This is a genomic window from Actinomycetospora sp. CA-101289 (assembly GCF_050955895.1).
Classification (GTDB): domain Bacteria; phylum Actinomycetota; class Actinomycetes; order Mycobacteriales; family Pseudonocardiaceae; genus Actinomycetospora.
Genome location: NZ_CP192093.1, coordinates 3,222,902 through 3,239,357, shown reverse-complemented (window position 1 = coordinate 3,239,357; position 16,456 = coordinate 3,222,902). Strand labels below are relative to the sequence as shown.

The 16,456-nt window shown below is 75.5% G+C and carries 14 protein-coding genes; 13 read left to right on the top strand and 1 reads right to left on the bottom strand.

The annotated features are described in order from the left end of the window. Positions 1-4: 4 nt before the first annotated feature. The 7 genes from ACQPX6_RS16225 (at position 5) to ACQPX6_RS16195 (ending at position 7,456) form a co-directional block, all read left to right on the top strand. Positions 5-895, top strand: coding sequence for an endonuclease domain-containing protein (locus ACQPX6_RS16225; RefSeq protein ID WP_433781264.1), 891 nt, complete (start codon positions 5-7; stop codon positions 893-895). Between the two features lie 180 nt (positions 896-1,075). Continuing rightward, positions 1,076-2,290 carry a cytochrome P450 gene (locus ACQPX6_RS16220; protein WP_433781263.1) on the top strand — a complete coding sequence of 405 codons (1,215 nt, stop codon included), beginning with the start codon at positions 1,076-1,078 and terminating at the stop codon, positions 2,288-2,290. A 9-nt stretch (positions 2,291-2,299) separates the two neighbouring features. Next, complete coding sequence (locus ACQPX6_RS16215) at positions 2,300-2,713, top strand: nuclear transport factor 2 family protein (protein WP_433781261.1); 414 nt, start codon at positions 2,300-2,302, stop codon at positions 2,711-2,713. 1 nt (position 2,714) lies between these two features. Beyond that, complete coding sequence (locus ACQPX6_RS16210; protein ID WP_433781260.1) at positions 2,715-4,286, top strand: AMP-binding protein; 1,572 nt, start codon at positions 2,715-2,717, stop codon at positions 4,284-4,286. Between the two features lie 14 nt (positions 4,287-4,300). Next, entirely contained in the window at positions 4,301-5,140 is an 840-nt protein-coding gene (locus ACQPX6_RS16205) for a mycofactocin-coupled SDR family oxidoreductase (protein WP_433781259.1), read from the top strand. A gap of 14 nt (positions 5,141-5,154) precedes the next feature. Beyond that, a complete protein-coding gene (locus tag ACQPX6_RS16200) occupies positions 5,155-6,690 on the top strand; it encodes a class I adenylate-forming enzyme family protein (protein ID WP_433781257.1) in 1,536 nt (511 codons plus the stop codon). Between the two features lie 91 nt (positions 6,691-6,781). Further along, positions 6,782-7,456: a TetR/AcrR family transcriptional regulator gene (locus ACQPX6_RS16195; RefSeq protein ID WP_433781256.1), complete on the top strand. Its 675-nt coding sequence runs from the start codon at positions 6,782-6,784 to the stop codon at positions 7,454-7,456. Positions 7,457-7,511: 55 nt separating this feature from the next. Here ACQPX6_RS16195 and ACQPX6_RS16190 read toward each other — a convergent pair whose 3' ends face one another. Further along, the gene (locus ACQPX6_RS16190) at positions 7,512-9,251 is read right to left on the bottom strand and encodes a biotin carboxylase N-terminal domain-containing protein (protein WP_433781255.1); all 1,740 of its coding nucleotides are present in this window, start codon (positions 9,249-9,251) and stop codon (positions 7,512-7,514) included. An 86-nt stretch (positions 9,252-9,337) separates the two neighbouring features. On the opposite strand from ACQPX6_RS16190, the gene ACQPX6_RS16185 reads away from it, so the two are divergent. Genes ACQPX6_RS16185 through ACQPX6_RS16160 form a run of 6 tightly spaced genes read left to right on the top strand, consistent with a single transcriptional unit; the run spans position 9,338 to position 16,321 of the window. After that, positions 9,338-10,963, top strand: a complete 1,626-nt coding sequence (locus ACQPX6_RS16185) for an acyl-CoA carboxylase subunit beta (RefSeq protein WP_433781254.1) — start codon at positions 9,338-9,340, stop codon at positions 10,961-10,963. Next, positions 10,960-11,736 (top strand): enoyl-CoA hydratase/isomerase family protein, encoded by a 777-nt coding sequence (locus tag ACQPX6_RS16180; RefSeq protein ID WP_433781253.1) that lies wholly within the window; start codon positions 10,960-10,962, stop codon positions 11,734-11,736. The genes ACQPX6_RS16185 and ACQPX6_RS16180 overlap by 4 nt, the downstream gene beginning before the upstream one ends. Before the next feature lies 1 nt (position 11,737). Then, the gene (locus ACQPX6_RS16175) at positions 11,738-12,526 is read left to right on the top strand and encodes a nuclear transport factor 2 family protein (RefSeq protein WP_433781252.1); all 789 of its coding nucleotides are present in this window, start codon (positions 11,738-11,740) and stop codon (positions 12,524-12,526) included. Then, the gene (locus tag ACQPX6_RS16170) at positions 12,523-13,476 is read left to right on the top strand and encodes an LLM class flavin-dependent oxidoreductase (RefSeq protein ID WP_433781251.1); all 954 of its coding nucleotides are present in this window, start codon (positions 12,523-12,525) and stop codon (positions 13,474-13,476) included. The genes ACQPX6_RS16175 and ACQPX6_RS16170 overlap by 4 nt, the downstream gene beginning before the upstream one ends. After that, positions 13,473-14,726 (top strand): cytochrome P450, encoded by a 1,254-nt coding sequence (locus tag ACQPX6_RS16165; RefSeq protein ID WP_433781249.1) that lies wholly within the window; start codon positions 13,473-13,475, stop codon positions 14,724-14,726. The genes ACQPX6_RS16170 and ACQPX6_RS16165 overlap by 4 nt, the downstream gene beginning before the upstream one ends. Next, positions 14,723-16,321 (top strand): class I adenylate-forming enzyme family protein, encoded by a 1,599-nt coding sequence (locus ACQPX6_RS16160; protein WP_433781248.1) that lies wholly within the window; start codon positions 14,723-14,725, stop codon positions 16,319-16,321. Before ACQPX6_RS16165 ends, ACQPX6_RS16160 begins: the two co-directional genes overlap by 4 nt. Positions 16,322-16,456 lie beyond the last annotated feature (135 nt).

The window sequence follows — 16,456 nt, the reverse complement described above, 5'->3', positions numbered from 1 at the left end:
CCGTGTGGACCTGGACAAGCCTTTCCGCGGGTCGGCGGCGATCGCGGCCGGCCTCACCACGCGCCGGCGGCTGGGCGGGCCCGGTTTCTGTGAGCTCGGGCGCGACACGTACGTGGCGGCGAGGGTGGAGCTCGACGCCCGGCTGCGGGTGCTGGGCGCCGCGCTCGAGGTGCCCGGCGCCGTCGTCGGTGGCTGGTCGGCGGTCACCCTCCTCGGGGTGGACGCGGTGCCTGAGGGCGCCCCGATCGAGCTCGTCGTCGGCCCGCGGCACCTCCGGCGCGTGCGCCCGGGGAGGACCCTGAGGCAGGACGTGCTCGGCGAGCACGAGGTGGTGCGCGTCGACGGCGTCGGGGTGACGTCGCCGATCAGGACCGCGCTCGACCTGGCGTCCCGCGGCGACCACGTCGAGGGCGTGATCGCGGTGGACGCGCTGGCGCACGAGTTCCGGTTCCGCCCGGACGAGCTGCTCGACCACCCGGTCCTGCGCGACAACCCACGGGGCAGGCGGTGCCTGGAGGCCGTCGTCGCGGACGCCGACGCCCGCGCCGAGTCGCCGCCGGAGACGCGCACGCGGCTGCTCCTCCGCGGGGCGGCGGGCATCCCGGAGCCGGTCCCGCAGCTCGTCGTGTGCGACGACCGCGGGCTGTTCGTCGGGCGCGTCGACTTCGGGTGGCGCGAGCTGCGGACCGCGCTGGAGTACCAGGGCGACCACCACCGCGCCGACAAGCGGCAGTGGCGGCGCGACGCCGTGCGCATCACGGAGCTCGCGGCCGCCGGCTGGCTGGTCCTCCCGATCACCGCGCACGACCTGTTCGTCGACCCTCGGGGGTTCGTGCACCGGGTCCGGGTGGCCCTGGCGCGGCGGGCTCGCGAGCTCGGCGTTCGCCACCCGTGATCACCAGGCCGAAAAGCACCCGCATAGGGCCTCGCGAGGTGCTTTTCGACCTGGTGATCACCGGAGCAGGGCCGGAACCAGCGAGCCTTGACCCGAGCGGGTGTGATGCTAGTCTCGCGATCGAGTACCAAACGCTTGGTAGGTAACGGGACATCGACGTCTGACCAGGTCGGGGGACACATGACGGCCACGCTCGAACCGCCGGACATCCTGTCGGCGGAGTTCGCGAGGGACCCGTACGCGGCGTACCGGCTGCTGCGCGACGAGTTCCCGCTGGTGTGGCACGAGGGCATGCAGACCTACGTCATCAGCCGCTACGACGACGTGCAGCGGGCGTTCAAGGACCCGGTCTTCACGAGCCAGAACTACGCCTGGCAGCTGGAGCCCGTGCACGGGCGCACGATCCTGCAGATGGAGGGTCGCGAGCACTCCACGCACCGCTCGCTGGTGGCGCCGGCGTTCCGGGGCAAGGCGCTGCAGGAGCAGTTCGGGCCGACGATCCGGCGCAACTCCCGCGATCTGGTCGACGCCTTCCGCGCCGACGGACACGTCGACCTCGTCGAGGCGTTCGCCACCCGGTTCCCCATCAACGTCATCGTCGACATGCTCGGCCTGCCGCGCGAGGACCACGACCGCTTCCACGGCTGGTACACCTCGATCATGGGGTTCCTCGGGAACCTCGCCGGCGACGAGGCCGTGGCCGCGGAGGGCCTGCGCACCAAGGCCGAGTTCGAGGACTACATGATCCCGCGCATCGGGGAGCGGCGGGAGAACCCGGGCGACGACCTGCTCTCGACGCTGTGCGCGGCGGAGATCGACGGCGAGTCGATGACCGACGAGGAGATCAAGGCGTTCTGCAGCCTCCTGCTCACCGCGGGCGGCGAGACCACCGACAAGGCGATCACGAGCCTCATGGCCGACCTCGTCGCCCACCCCGAGCAGCTCGCGGCGGTCAGGCAGGACCGCAGCCTGATCCCCGCCGCCTTCGCCGAGACGCTGCGCTTCACCCCGCCCGTCCACATGATCATGCGCCAGCCCGCCGAGGACGTGGAGCTGTCGGGCGGCGTCGTCGAGGCCGGCCGCACGGTCACCTGCCTCATCGGTGCCGCCAACCGCGACGAGCGGCGCTTCGACCGGCCCGAGGTCTTCGACGTCCTGCGCCCCGACCTCGACCACTCCCGGGCGTTCTCCGCCGCCGCGGACCACCTGGCCTTCTGCCTCGGCCGGCACTTCTGCGTCGGTGCGCTGCTCTCGCTCTTCGAGATCGAGGTCGGCATGAACGACCTCCTCGACGCGATGACCGACATCCGGTTCGCCGACGGCGCGCCGCCCCCGGAGACCGGGGTGTTCACGCGCGCCCCCGATCGCCTGCTCCTCGAGTTCACCCCCAGCTAGGAGGACCCCGTGGCCCCCGTCCGTCCCCACATCGAGAACCTCCTCGGCAAGGCCTCCTGGGGCTACGACGAGGCCGACCCCGACCTCATCGCCTCCTGCTTCACCGACGACGCCCGCATGAGCCTGCGCATCGGGCGCGACGGGCAGCTCGTCGGCCCGTTCGAGGGCCGGGCGGCGATCCGCGCGCTGCACGCCGACTCGATGGCCGCCCAGACCGACCAGCGCCGCCACAACCTCTCGAACCTGTGGTTCGAGAAGGAGGCCGACGACGAGGCCATCGCGGTCACGAACCTGACGCTGCTGTCCATCGAGAACGGCGCGATCCGGGTGCTCTCCAGCGGCTGGTACCGCGACCAGCTCGTCCACCAGGACGGCACCTGGCTGATCGCCGACCGCTACGTCTACCTCGACCTGCCCTACTGACATGGTCAACATCGGCCGCATCCCCGAGAAGTGGGCGGCGCTCACCCCGCGCGCCGACGCCGTCGTCGACACCACGGTCGGCCGGCGCACGAGCTGGGCGGAGCTCGACGAGCGCGTCCGGCGCCTCGCCAACGGGCTGCGCGGTCCGCGCCCCGACGGCCTGGCGCTGCAGCGCGGCGACCGGATCGCCGTGCTCGCGAAGAACTCCACCGAGTTCCAGGAGATCTACTTCGCCGCCGGTCGCGCGGGCCTCGTCGTCCAGCCGCTGAACTGGCGGCTCGGGGTCGCCGAGCTCGCGCGCATCGTCGCCGACGGCGCGCCCCGGGCGATCGTGGTCGCGGGGGAGTGGGCGGAGCTCGGGCGCGACCTGGCCGCGCTCGCCGACGTCGAGCACTGGCTGTCCTGCGGGCCCGACGGCGACGGGTCCTACGAGGACCTGCTGGCCGCGTCGTCCGCCGACGAGCCGGCCGACTCGGCGGCCGTGGGCGACGACGACCCGTTCTTCATCCTCTACACCGGCGGCACCACCGGGGCGTCGAAGGGCGCGCTGCACACCCACCGCAGCGCGTCGTTCGGGATGCTCAACCAGACCGTCGCGGAGCGGATCGTCCCCAGCGACGTCTACATGCTGACCGGACAGATGTACCACATCCCCGTGGTGCTCTCGATGAACTACCTGCGCCACGGCTGCCCGCTCGTGCTCATGAACTTCGAGGCCACGCGGGCTCTGGAGATCATCGAGGCGGAGCGCGTCTCGGCGTTCCTCGGCATCACCACGATGCTCAACTGGATGATGGCCGTGCCCGGGTTCTCGGGCTACGACATCGCGAGCCTGCGCAACATCCAGTACGGCGGCGGGCCGATGCCCTCGGCGGTGGTGAAGAACGCGCTGCAGGCCTTCCCGTGCACGATGATCCAGGGCTACGGGCAGACCGAGGGCACCACGATGTGCTTCCTGTCCCAGGAGGACCACCACGCCGCGGTGAACGGCGCCCACCCCGAGCGGCTGCAGTCGTGCGGGCGCGAGGGGTTCGTGACCTCGGTGCGCATCGTCGACGTCGACGGCAACCCGGTGCCCACCGACGGGGCCACGGTGGGTCAGATCGTCGTCCGGTCCGAGGCCAACATGGCCGGCTACTGGCACCGGCCCGACCTCACCGCCGACACCCTGCGCGACGGCTGGATGTGGACCGGCGACCTCGCCACCTGGGACGCCGACCGCTACGTGTTCATCGTCGACCGCGCCAAGGACATGATCATCTCGGGCGGCGAGAACATCTACTCGGTGCAGGTCGAGGAGGCCGTCAACCACCACCCGGCGGTGCTCGAGTGCGCGGTGATCGGCGTCCCGGACGACGTGTGGGGCGAGAGCGTCAAGGCGTTCGTCGTGCTCAAGCCGGGCACGAGCGCGACCGAGTCCGACATCGTCGAGACCGCCCGGGCGCACCTCGCGTCGTACCAGAAGCCGCGCTCGGTGGAGTTCGTTCCCGAGCTGCCCAAGGCGCCCACCGGCAAGATCCTCAAGCGTGACCTGCGCGCCCCGTACTGGGACGTGCGGGAGCGCTCCGTCTGACAGGGAGCACCGGCATGACCGGACGCATGGAGGGCAAGGTCGTCCTCGTCACCGGGGCCGCGCGCGGCCAGGGCCGCGCCCACGCGCTACGGCTCGCGCAGGAGGGCGCCGACGTCATCGCGGTCGACTCCTGCGCCGGCATCGACACCGTGGTCGGCAAGTACCCGCCGGCCACGCGCGAGGACCTCGACCAGACCGTCGTCGAGGTCGAGAAGGCCGGCGGGCGGATCGTCGCCCGCGTCGCCGACGTGCGCGACCAGGCGGGCCTCGACTCGGCCGTGGCTGACGGCGTCGACGAGCTCGGGCGCCTCGACGGCGTCGTCGCCAACGCGGGCATCGCGAGCTACGGGCGCGCCTGGGAGCTCGACGAGGCCACCTGGCAGGACATGATCGACGTCAACCTCACCGGCGTCTGGCACACCGCGAAGGCCGCCATCCCGCGGCTCATCGAGGGCGGGCGGGGCGGCGCGATGGTGTTCACCAGCTCGATCGGCGGCTTCAAGGGCATCCAGCAGGTCGGGCACTACGTCTCGGCCAAGCACGGGCTCGTCGGGCTGATGCGCAACCTCGCCAACGAGCTGGCGCCCTACCGCGTGCGGGTCAACACGGTGCACCCGACGAACGTCGACACGCACATGATCCAGAACCCGGGGACGTGGGGGATGTTCGCGCCGGGCGACCCGGAGCCCACGCAGGACAAGGCCATCGCCGGGTTCACCTCGCTGAACGCCCTCGAGATCCCGTGGATCGAGTCGGTCGACGTCGCGAACGCGGTGCTCTTCCTGCTCTCGGACGAGGCCCGCTACATCACCGGCGCGACGCTGCCTGTCGACGCCGGGGCGTCGATCAAGTAGCGGGTCGGCGAGGCGTGCGGACGACGCTGCCGGGGCTCCTCGACGACGCCGTTACGCGGTCGCCGGCGGCCGAGGTCGCCTTCCCCGGCGAGCGGGCGACGTGGACGGCGGTGCGCGCCGCGGCCCGGGCGCAGGCCGCCGGGCTGCACGCGCGCGGGGTGCGCCGCGGCGACCGGGTGCTGTTCGTGCTGCCCGGGGGCCTCGACGCGGTCGTCGGCCTGGTGGCGGCGACGATGCTCGGGGCGGTGCCCGCGCCGGTGAACCCGCGCGGGACGCCGGACGAGACCGCGTGGCTGCGCGCCGACGCGGGGCCCGCGGTGGTGGTGGCGTCGCCCGAGCTCCTCGCGCTCGCCGGGCCCGACGCCGTCACGCCCGCCGAGCTCGCCGGCGACCCGGCCGACGCGCCAGCGGTGGACGTCGCCCCGGACGACCCCATGATCCTGCTCTACACGTCGGGGACGACCTCGCGTCCGCGCGGCTGCGTGCACACCCACGCCGCCTACGCCGCGCTGGGCGCGAACCTGGTCGAGCGCCTGCGCCTCACCCCCGAAGACCGCTTCTGGACGCCGCTGCCCCTGCACCACTGCGGCGGCATCGACCTGCTCCTGGGCTCGCTCGCCGCGGCGTGCACGCTCGTGCACGTCGGGACCTTCACGGCCGACGTCGCCTGGCGGCAGCTGGTCGACGAGCGCGCGAGTGTCGCGTTCCCCGCGTTCGACACGATCTGGCTGCCGGTGCTCGACCACCCCGAGTTCGACCCGGCCGCGGTGCCCGCCCTGCGCACGGTGATCAACGTCGGCCCGGCCGCGCGGATGGCGGCGATGCAGGCCCGGTTGCCGACCGCGGTGCAGGTCTCGTGCCTGGGCGGGACGGAGGCGGCCGGGTTCTGCTGCGTCGGCTCCGTGGACGACCCGCCCGAGGCCCGCGCCGGGACGAGCGGGGTGCCGCTGACCGGGATGGAGGCGACGGTCCGCGACCCGGAGACCGGGCGGGAGTGCGGCCCGGACGAGGTGGGGGAGTTCCTGCACCGCGGGGTCTCGCGGATGGCGTACTACCACGGGGACCCCGAGACCGCGGCCGCGCGGATCGACGCCGAGGGCTGGTTCCACACCGGCGACCTCGTGCGCCGGGACGCCGCGGGGCGGTTCACGTTCGTCAGCCGGCTCAAGGACATGCTCAAGGTCGGCGGCGAGAACGTCGCCGCGGCCGAGGTCGAGGGCCGGCTCGCCGAGCACCCGGCGGTCGGTGTGGTGGCGGTGGTCGGCGCGCCCGACGCCCGCCTCGGCGAGGTCGCCGCCGCCTTCGTCGAGCGGGCGCCGGCGTGGCGGGGCGCGGACCGCGAGGCGCTCGCGCGCGAGCTCGTCGCCCACTGCCTCGAGACGCTGGCGACGTTCAAGGCCCCGCGCTGGGTGGAGTTCGTCGACACCTGGCCCATGTCCGGCACGAAGATCCAGAAAGGGGCGCTGCGCGAGCGGATCGCCGCCGACCTGGCCGCCCGCGGGGTCACCGAGGCCCCGCGCCTGTCGCGCCGGGAGCACGCGACGGGCTGAGCGAGTCGGGCGTCGGGTACCACCTACCGGCCGTACGGTGGGTCGCATCGCCGTCCGCCGACCGGCCCACGAGCACCAGCGGGAGCAGACCATGGCACAGGACCGCCGCCCGGCCGGGCGCAGCGAGCGCCGCGCCGCCGGGCAGCGCAAGCCCCGCGAGGAGCGCTGGGCGCAGCTGCTCGAGGTCGCCACGCAGATGTTCTACGAGAAGGGCTACGAGGGCGCGTCGCTGCAGGACATCGCCGACCGCCTCGGCATGCTCAAGGGCAGCCTCTACTACTACATCCAGTCCAAGGAGGACCTGCTCTTCGAGGTCATCAGCGAGGTGCACCGCGAGGGCTACGCCGTCGTGCGCGCCGCGGCGGCCTCGGACGGCGACCCGCTCCAGCGCCTCGAGACCACGATCCGCGCCCACGTCGAGCACGCCTGCCGCAACCTCGTGCCGACCGCGGTGTTCCTGCACGAGCTCGCGTCGCTCCCGACGGCGCGCCGCGAGCAGATCCTCGGCTCCGGGCACGCGTACCAGGGCGTGTTCCGCGACCTGGTCGCCGAGGCCCAGCGCGAGGGCCTCACTCGCCCGGACGTCGACCCGCGCGTCGCCGGGCTGTCGATCCTCGGGTCGACGAACTGGGTCTACCGCTGGTTCCGGCCCGACGGCCCCTCGACGCCGGAGGAGATCGGCGTCCAGCTCGCGGCGATGGCCGTGCACGGGGTGGCGACCGCCGACGCCCTCGCCGCCCGGGCCCCGGCGCGCGTCGGCGCCTGACCTGTCGCAGCGAACGGGCGTTTCGCTGCCTTCACGCGCGCGAAGTCCCCGTTGATCACGCTGTGGTGAGCCCGACCAGGGCGCTCCCGGCCGCGACGCGGTCGCCGGCCGCGACGTGCACCGCGTCGACCCGCACCGCACGCGGGGCGCGCACCGGCAGCTCCATCTTCATCGCCTCGAGCACGACCAGCACCGCGCCGGCGGCCACGTCCTGCCCGGCCGCGACGACCACCTCGACCACCGTGGCGTCCATCGGCGCCACCGGGTCGCCGTCGGCCACCGGCACCGCGGGTCCGCCGGCCGGGCCGCGCTCCGGACGGGGCGCCGCGGTCGCGGCTCCGGCGGCGGCGCGGTGGCGGGGGACCCGCAGGGTCAGCGGGCCACGGTCGGTGGCGAGGTAAACGGTCCGGTCGGCGGCAGGCTCCGGAGTGGTCACGGGCGGACGAGCAGCGGGGTCCGGCGCCCAGTCCCGCTCGACGCTGCCGGTGTCGTGGATCATCGCCGCGTGCTCGGGGCGGTCGAGCACCCCGCGCAGGTACGGCGCGGTGGTGGGCACGCCGGTGACGACGAGGTCGTCCAGCGCCCCGGCGAGGCGCGCGCACGCCGTGGCGCGGTCGGGCCCCCAGGCGTGGACCTTGCCGACCAGCGAGTCGTAGGCGCCGGGCACCGCGTCGCCGGCCTCGACCCCGAAGTCGCAACGGACCCACGGCCCGGACGGCAGGGCGAGCGCCGTGATCCGCCCCGGCGCCGGGCGGAAGCCCTCCCACGGGTCCTCGGCCGCGATGCGGGCCTGGACGGCGTGCCCGCGCACGGCGATCGACCCGGTGACGTCGGCGAGCGCCTCGCCCGCGGCGATCCGCAGCTGGGCGACGACGAGGTCGACGCCGGTGACCAGCTCGGTGACGCCGTGCTCGACCTGCAGGCGGGTGTTCATCTCGAGGAACGCACCCTCGGGGGGCTCCGCCCCCCGAGACCCCCCCGAGACGAGGAACTCGACGGTGCCGGCCCCGCGGTAACCGACGGCGACCGCGAGCCGGCGGGCCGCGTCGTGCAGCTCGGCGCGCAGCGCGTCGGGCAGGTCGGGGGCTGGCGCCTCCTCGAGCAGCTTCTGGTGCCGTCGCTGCACGGTGCAGTCGCGGTCGCCGAGCACCGCGACCGCGCCGTGGTGGTCGGCCAGCACCTGCACCTCGACGTGGCGGGGCCGGGCCACGTGGCGCTCGAGGAACACCTCGCCCCGGCCGAACGCCGCCGTCGCCTCGCGGCCCGCGGCGGCGAGGGCACCGGCGAGCTCGTCGGGCCCGCGGACCACGCGCATCCCGCGCCCGCCCCCGCCGTGCGCGGCCTTGACCAGCAGCGGGAACCCGATGTCCGCGGCGGCGGCCCCGGCGTCCGAAGCGTCCACCGGAGCGTCCGTGCCGTCCAGCACCGGCACGCCGCAGCGGCGGGCCAGCGCCCGCGCGCGCACCTTGTCGCCCATCGCCGCGACGACCTCGGCCGGCGGCCCGGCGAACACCAGCCCGGCCGCCGCCACCGCCGCGGCGAACCCCGCGTCCTCGGCGAGCAGCCCGTAGCCCGGGTGCACGGCCCAGGCGCTGTGGGCCAGGCCCGCCCCGACGACCGCGTCGACATCGAGGTAGGACGGCACGCGCACCGCCACGTCGGCGACCCGCGTCGGCAGCGCGCCCGCGTCGACGTCGGTGTGCACCACGACGGAGCGCAGGCCGAGCTCGCGGCACGCCCGCACGATGCGCACGGCGACCTCACCGCGGTTGGCGACGAGGACCGGACCGGGCATCGCGACCTCCACTGGTGCGTCGTCTACCAAACGTCCGGATGGTAGATTACGGTCGCCGGGTCATCCACGTCACTACGGGAGGCACCGTGCCAGTCGAGCACGCCGGAGGGCGCGCGAACGGCGACGGCCCCGACGTGCCCGCCGCCGAAGCCGGTTCCCGCTCCGGCATGGACACCGCCCTCGCGGAGCTCGCCCGCCGCCGCACCGCGGCCGAGGCCATGGGCGGCGAGCAGGCCCTCGCCCGCCACCGGGCGTCGGGGCGGATGCCGGTGCGCGAGCGGGTCGCGGCGCTGGTCGACCCGGACAGCTGGTTCGAGATCGGCGCGCTCGCCGAGCCGGAGATCCGCCGGGAGAAGCCGGTCCCCGGCGACGCCGTGGTCACCGGGTTCGGGACGCTCGACGGCCGGCGGGTCGGCGTCATCGGCATCGACGCCACCGCGGTCGCGGGCACCACCGCGCCCATCAGCATGCGCAAGCAGGGCCGGCTCATCGAGCACGCCCAGCGCGGCGGCTTCCCGCTCGTGCTGCTCTGCGACGCCGACGGCGGCCGGATGCCCGACGTCATGGGCTGGCGGTTCTCCGGGCTGCCGCTCGACTTCACCAGCTTCCTCGGACCGACCGACGGCCGCCCTGCCGTGCCCCGCGCGGCGGCGGTCCTCGGCCCGTCGTACGGCGACTCCGCGCTGCACGCGGCGACCGCCCACTACGTGGTGATGACGCGCGGCTCCTCGGTGGCGCTGTCCGGGCCGAGCGTCGTCGAGCCCGCGATCGGCGAGCGCCTCAGCGACGACGAGCTCGGCGGCCCCGACGCGGCGACGGCCGCGGGCAACGCCCACCTCGTGGTCGACACCGAGGCCGACGCCCTCGACGCGCTGACCGCGTTCCTGTCCTACCTGCCCTCGAACGCCGCGCTCCCGGCGCCCGTCTCCGCGCCCGTCGCGCCCGCCACCGACCCCGCGGAGCTCGCCGACCTCGTCCCCACCGGCGCCCGCGCGGGCTACGACATGCGCACGGTGCTGGCCGCCGTCGCCGACGCGGAGTCCGTGCTGCCCTGGGCCGACGGGTGGGGGCCGAGCCTGCTGTGCGCCCTGGCGCGCGTGGAGGGCCGACCGGTGGGGATCGTCGCCAACCAGCCGCTGGTGCGGGCGGGCGCGCTGGACCCGGACTCGCTGGCCAAGGAGCACGACTTCGTCGACCTGTGCGACACCTTCGGGCTGCCGCTGGTGTTCCTGCACGACGTGCCCGGGCTGATGATCGGCAGCCAGGCCGAGCGCGCGGGCATCCTGCACGCCTACGAGCGCACCGTCTCGCGCATCGCCCGCGCCGCAGTGCCGCGCGTCGGGGTGGTGCTGCGCAAGGCCTACGGCGGCGGGCACTTCGCCATGGGCGGGCGCCCGACCGGCCCGGACTTCCTCTTCGCCTGGCCCACCGCCGAGATGGGCTTCATGGCCCCCGAGACCGGCATCCGCACCGTGCACCGCCGCGCCCTCGACCGCCTGCTCGCCGAGGAGGGCGAGGCGGCCCGCGACGCCCGGGCGGCCGAGCTGACCGCCGAGTGGGTCGCCGAGTCCGAGCCGTGGGAGGCCGCGGCGCACCTGTCGCTCGACGACGTCATCGCGCCCGCCGCCACCCGCCACGCCGTCGCGACCGGCATCGAGATCGCGTGGGGGGAGCGGCCGCACCGCGTCGGCCACCGGGGAGGCCGGCTGTGAGCGCGTACACGGAGATCACGCTGAAGGCGGACGGTCCGGTCGCGGTGATCCACCTCGACCGCCCGGAGAAGCTCAACGCGCTGACCCCGACGTTCTGGCCGCAGATGCGCGAGGCGCTGGCCACCCTGGAGGCGGACGGGACGACGCGCGCGGTCGTGGTCACCGGCGCGGGGGACAAGGCGTTCTCCGCGGGCGGGGACATCGCCGGGTTCGGCGAGCTCGACGGCGTCGCGGCGAAGCGCGCGTTCCAGGCCGACTGTCTGCGGACGTTCGCGGCGGTCGAGGACTCGCCGCTGCCGGTGATCGCCGCGGTCAACGGCTACGCGTTCGGCGGCGGCTGCGAGCTGGCGCTGGCCTGCGACCTGGTGATCGCCTCCGACCGCGCCCTGTTCGCCATGCCCGAGAGCGGGATCGGACTCGTGCCCGGCTTCGGGGTGCTGCGCGGGCCCGCGGTGCTCGGGCGGCACTGGACGAAGTGGATGGTGCTCGCCGGCGAGCGCCTCGACGCCGCGCAGGCCGAGCGCGCCGGGCTCGTCCAGCGGGTGGTGGCGCACGACGCCCTGCTCGACGAGGCGGTGGCGCTGGGGGAGCGGATCGCCCGGGCCGCCCCGCTGGCCGTGCGCGTCGGCAAGCAGATGATCAACCGGGGGGTCGACCGCGGCGAGACCGGCTACTCGCTGGAGGCGGTGACGATGCTGCAGGAGACCGCCGACACCGCCGAGGGCATCGCCGCGTTCGCCGAGAAGCGCCCGCCGCGGTTCGAGGGCCGCTGACGTGGAGCCCTTCGTCGCGCTGATGCGCCGCTACGTCGTCGACTACACCAACGCCCACGACCTCGCGGTCTGCGACGAGATCATGGAGCCGGACTACGTGCTCCGGATGGGCCCGCACGTCGTCGCTGGGCGCGACGAGGCCTACAAGCCCGCCACCCGCCGCCAGCTCGAGCAGTTCCCCGGGCTCGGGCTCACGGTCCACGAGGTCGTGACCGACGGCGAGCGGCTGGCCCTGCGCTTCTCCGAGCACGGCGCCTCGGTGCGCCACGGCGGCGCGCTGGCCGTGTGGGGCGGGATCGGGCTCTACGCCTGGAACGGCCGGCGCCTGACCGCCAACCACGTCGAGCAGGACTACCTCGCCCGCCGCCGCCAGCTCGCCGACGGCGTGCCCGACGTGGCCCCGCCGCCCGCGCTCGCGCCCTGGGACACCGTCGCCCGCCCGCCCGACCCCGCCGTCGAGCGGGCCGCGCGCGCCTGGGCGCAGGCCGGGGCGCCGGCGGTCGGCGACGTCGTGCTCGACGACGGCCGCGACCCCGCGGCGCTCGTGGAACCGGAGACCGTGGTGGTCGACGACCTGTTCACCGCGGGCGACCACGCCGCCGTGCACGTCACCGTGCAGGGCGCCTTCCGCGGCGGCCTGCCGGGCGCCGACGAGCACGTCGGGGCGCCCGCGACGCAGCACGCCGCCGCACTGGTCACGGTGGCCGGCGGGCAGGTCGTGGCCGGGCACGTGGTCCGCGACCGCCTGGGCCTGTCCCGGGCCCTGATCCCGGCGCGGGCGACGCCGTGACCCGCGTCGGCCTCTACCTCGACCTGCGGATCCCGCCGGGCGTCCGCGGCGCCGACGTCTACGCCCGCACGCTCGACCGCGTCGCGGACGCCGAGCGCCGGGGTCTCGAGGCTGCCTGGGTCACCGAGCACCACGGGTTCGCCGACGGCTATCTGCCCGCACCCCTGACCGCAGCCGCGGCGATCGCCGCGCGCACCCGCACCATGCGGATCGGCACCGGCGTGGTCATCGCGCCGATGCTGCCGGTCGAGACCCTCGCCGAGCAGGCCGCCGTGGTCGACCTCGTGTCCGGCGGGCGCCTCGAGCTCGGCGTCGGCGCGGGCTGGCGCGCCGAGGAGTTCGTCCGCGTCGGCGCCGACCACCGCGCCCGCTACACGACCCTCGAGGACCAGCTGCGTCGCCTGCCCGGGCTCTGGGTCGACGGCACCGTCACCCCCGCGCCGGTGCAGGACCCGCTGCCGACGTGGGTCGGCGCGCGCGGCCCCCGCGGGGCGCGCCTGGCCGGGCGGGTGGGCGCGGGGCTGCTGTGGCTCGACCCCGCCCTGCTCGCCCCGTACGCCGAGGGCCTCGACGCCGGCGGGTGGCCCCGCGAGCAGGGCCGTCTCGGCGGCCTGGTCAACGTGCTGCTCGCCGACGACCCGGTGGCGGCGAAGGAGGAGGTCCGCGCGGCGGCGCGCCGCAACCGGGCGTCGTACCGGGGCAACGACGACGCCGCCGCGGCCCCGGGCGACGCGACCTTCCCGCGGCTGCGCGTGCTCACCGGCGACGACGCCGTGGCCGCGGTCCGCGAGCAGGTCGCCGGTCTCCAGGGCTTCCCCGTCACCGACGTCTTCTGCTTCGCCGACCTCGGGGGCCTGCCGGCGGACCTCGTCGACCGCCACCTGGAGCTGGTCACCGACGTGCTGCGCCCCGGCCTGGCGGCGCCGGTCTCCGTGGGAGGTACTCCGTGAACGATCTCCCCGACGACCTGTTGACCCCCGAGGCCGTGGCCGACCCCGACGGGGCCGCCGCCGTGCTGCGCGACGCGGACCCGGTGCACTGGAGCCCGACCCACCGGGCGTGGCTGGTGACGCGCTACGACGACGTCGTCGCGAGCTTCCGCAACCCGGCGCTCTCGTCGGACCGCGTCCGGCCCCTGATGTCGGCGCAGCGGGAGCGGCCCGCGGCCGAGCACCGCGTGCTCGGGCTGATCAGCGAGTGGATGGTGGTGACCGACCCGCCCGCCCACACCCGCCTGCGCCGCCTGGCCGGGGCCGCGTTCAAGCAGCAGCAGATCGCCGCGATGGAGCAGCGGATCCAGACCCTCGTCGACGAGCTCGTCGACGCGTTCCTCGCCGGCGGGCCGCGCGGCGACCTCGTCGCCGGCGTCGCCTACCCGCTGCCCGCGATCGTCATCGCCGAGATGCTCGGCGCCCCGCCCGTGGACCGCGACCGCTTCCGGGCCTGGTCCGACGAGCTCGCCCTCGTCGCGTTCGGCGCGGGCGGCGACGCGCGCCCCGACCGCCACGAGCGGGCGCTGCGCGGGCTCGAGGAGATGGCGGCGTACTTCCGCGCGCTCGTGGCCGAGCGCCGGGCGGCGCCGGCCGGGGACATGCTCTCGGCGATGATCGCCGGGGACACGCCGTCCGGCGGGGTCGAGGAGCACGGGCTGACCGACGACGAGCTCGTCGGCATGTGCGCGCTGTTGCTGTTCGCCGGCCACGAGACCACGACCAACTCCATCGCCAACGCCGTGCGCCTGCTGACCGCCGACCCCGCGCTGCGCGACCGGGTGCGCGACGACCCCGCGCTCGTGGGGCCCGCGGTGGAGGAGTCGCTGCGGCTGGCGGGGCCGATCAAGGTGCTGGTGCGCTGGGTCGTCGGCGACCACGAGCTGCGGGGACGGCGGATCCGCGCGGGGGAGCGTGTCTACCTGCTGCTCTGCGGGGCCAACCGCGACCCCGAGCGCTTCGCCGACCCGGACGTCGTCGACCTCGCCCGCGAGCGCGCCACCCACGTCGCCTTCGGCCGCGGCATCCACGCCTGCATCGGGGCGCAGCTCGCGCGCCTCGAGACGCGCATCGCGGTGGGGACCCTGCTGCGCCGGCTGCCCGGCCTGCGCGTCGACGGCGACCCCGCCTGGCTGCCGACGCTGGCGTCGCGGGCGCAGGAGTCCCTGCCGGTGGTACACGAGGGCGCCGGCGCCGGGAGTGCCCCGTGACCCCGCGGGAGCGGGTCACGACGCTCTTCGAGCTGGTCGATGAGTCGGCGGCGATCGACCCCGACGCCGAGGCGCTGGTCTTCGCCGACGGCGAGCGGCTCACCGTCGGGGCCCTGGCCGAGCGCTCGGTGCGCCACGCCGCGGCGCTGCTCGCGCTCGGGGTGGCGGCGGGCGACCGGGTGGCCCTGCTGCTGCCGGCGTCGGCCGACCTCGTCGCGCTGCTGCTCGCGGTCACCCGCGTCGGCGCCGTCGCCGTGCCGGTGAACGCCCGCTACCGCCCCGCCGAGGTGCGCCACGTCGTCGTGCACTCCGGGGCGGCGCTCGTGGTCTGCGCGCCGGCCCCGACGCCCGGGGCCCCGGACCTCGCCGACCTCGCGCGGAGCGCCGTCGCCGAGGGCCCGACGCCGGAGCTCCGCGCCCTGGTCACCCTCAATGAGCTGGGGGAGCACACCCCCGACCCCGCGGCGGTCGCCGACGCCCAGGCCGGCACCCGCGTCCGCGACCCGGCCGTCCTCGTCTACACCTCGGGCACCACCGCCGCCCCGAAGGGCGCGCTGCTCGCGCACGAGGCGCTGGTGCGGCTCGCGGCCGGGATCGCCGCCCGGATGGCCCTCACGCCTGCCGACCGGATCTGGACCGCGATCCCGCTCTTCCACGGCGGCGGCATCACGTTCGCGTTCGCCGCGCTCACCGCCCGCGCCGCGTTCGTGCACCCCGGGCACTTCGACCCCACCACGACGCCGGCCCTGCTCGAGGCCGAGCGGATCACGGTCGCGCTCGCCGCGTTCGAGACGATCTGGCTGCCGGTGCTCGACCGCCCCGACTGGCCCGACCGCGATCTGTCGCGCATCCGGCTCGTCATGGCCGTCGGCGTCCCCGAGCGGCTGCGGATGATGGCCGCGCGCGTCCCGCAGGCGGTGCACGTCTCGTGCGTGGCGATGACCGAGTCGTCGGCGTTCCTCGCCCTCGGCCGCCTCGACGACCCTCTCGAGGCGCGGCTGACCACCGGCGGCCACCCGATGCCCGGGATGCGTTGCCGGGTGGTCGACCCGGAGACCGGCGCGGACCTGCCGCCCGGCACGCCCGGCGAGCTGCTCTTCCGCGGGCCCACCGCGTTCGACGGCTACTTCCGCGACCCCGCGGCGACGGCGGCGACGATCGACCCGCAGGGCTGGGTGCTCACCGGCGACGTGGTCACCGTCGACGCCGAGGGCCGCGTGACCTTCCGCTCGCGCCTCAAGGACATGCTCAAGGTCGGCGGCGAGAACGTGTCGGCCGCCGAGATCGAGGACCACCTCCTGGGCCACCCCGCGGTCGGCGTCGTCGCCGTCGTCGCGGCCCCGGACGCGCGCTACGTCGAGGTGCCCGCCGCGTTCGTGCAGCTCGCGCCCGGGGCGTCGGCGACCGCGGAGGAGCTGGTCGCCCACTGCACCGGGCGGATCGCGAGCTTCCGGGTGCCGCGCTACGTGCGGTTCGTGACCGAGTGGCCCATGTCCGGCACGAAGATCCGCAAGGTGGAGCTGCGCGCCCGGATCGCCGACGAGCTCGCCGCGGCCGGCGTGACCGAGGCGCCGCGGGTGGGGAGCCGCGCGTGACGGCGCCCGCCCCCGCGGACCTGGAGGGCTGGCGGCTCCCGGGCGGCACCTGCCGTGTCGAGGGCTGGGAGAGCCTGCTGCTCCACGACGCGGTGCGCTCCCCGCGCTCGCCGCACCCGCACCCGATCTGGGCGT

Excerpts from the sequence above, each read along its gene's own strand:
- ACQPX6_RS16195 (WP_433781256.1), top strand. The coding sequence starts at position 6,782 with ATGGCACAGGACCGCCGCCCGGCCGGGCGCAGCGAGCGCCGCGCCGCC.
- ACQPX6_RS16210 (WP_433781260.1), top strand. The coding sequence starts at position 2,715 with ATGGTCAACATCGGCCGCATCCCCGAGAAGTGGGCGGCGCTCACCCCG.
- ACQPX6_RS16190 (WP_433781255.1), bottom strand. The coding sequence starts at position 9,251 with ATGCCCGGTCCGGTCCTCGTCGCCAACCGCGGTGAGGTCGCCGTGCGC.
- ACQPX6_RS16205 (WP_433781259.1), top strand. The coding sequence starts at position 4,301 with ATGACCGGACGCATGGAGGGCAAGGTCGTCCTCGTCACCGGGGCCGCG.
- ACQPX6_RS16220 (WP_433781263.1), top strand. The coding sequence starts at position 1,076 with ATGACGGCCACGCTCGAACCGCCGGACATCCTGTCGGCGGAGTTCGCG.